We start from the raw sequence: 915 nt of genomic DNA on the forward strand, positions 1-915 counted from the left end.
GGGTGTGGCCAGAACCCCGCCCGCCAGTCCGCCATCCGGGCGGGCATCGGCTGGGACACCCCGACGGTGACCATCAACAAGGTGTGCCTCTCCGGGCTGGCCGCGGTCACGGACGCGGCGCGCATGATCCGCCTGGGCGAGGCCCAGGTGGTCATCGCCGGCGGGCAGGAATCAATGTCCAACACCCCGCACCTGCTGCCCAAGTCCCGTTTCGGGTGGACCTACGGGGACATCACCGCGGTGGACTCGGTCGCCCATGACGCTTGACCGACGCCTTTGACGGCAAGTCCATGGGACTGAGCACCGAGGAGAAGAACACCGAGCTGGGGATCGAACGCGGACCGCAAGACGAGGTGGCGGCCTCCAGCCACCAGCGGGCGGCGGCCGCGCAGGGCAACGGGGTCTTTGACGAGGAGATCGTCGCGATCTCCGTGCCCAGCGCAAGGGCGAGCCGGTGATCGTGGACAGCGACGAGGGCGTGCGCCCCGAGACCACCGCCGAGACCCTCTCCGGGCTGCGTCCGGCCTTTGACCGCGATGGGACAATCACCGCCGGCAACTCCTCCCCGCTCTCCGACGGGCCGCGGCCCTGGTGGTCACCTCGCGCGACTACGCCGAGCAGCACGGCTGAAAATCCTGGCGGTCATAGGCGCCCCCGGCCAGGTGGCCGGACCGGACACCTCGTTGCATTCCCAGCCCTCTCACGCCATCCAGGACGCCCTGGCCAAGGACTCCCTGCAGGTCAAGGACCTGGACTTCATTGAAATCAATGAGGCGTTCGGCGCCGTGGCCTGCCAGTCCCTGGCCGACCTGGACTACCCGCTGGAGAAGACGAACATCCACGGCGGAGCCATCGCCCTGGGCCATCCCATTGGCGCCTCCGGGGCCCGCCTGGCGTTGACCGCGGCACTGGAGC

General features: G+C 69.4%; 1 pseudogene. It reads left to right on the forward strand.

The features are described 5' to 3' along the window. Positions 1-915: pseudogene (locus JCM19049_RS15615) on the forward strand (acetyl-CoA C-acyltransferase); the annotation flags it as partial.

It is taken from the genome of Arthrobacter sp. JCM 19049 (assembly GCF_001310435.1).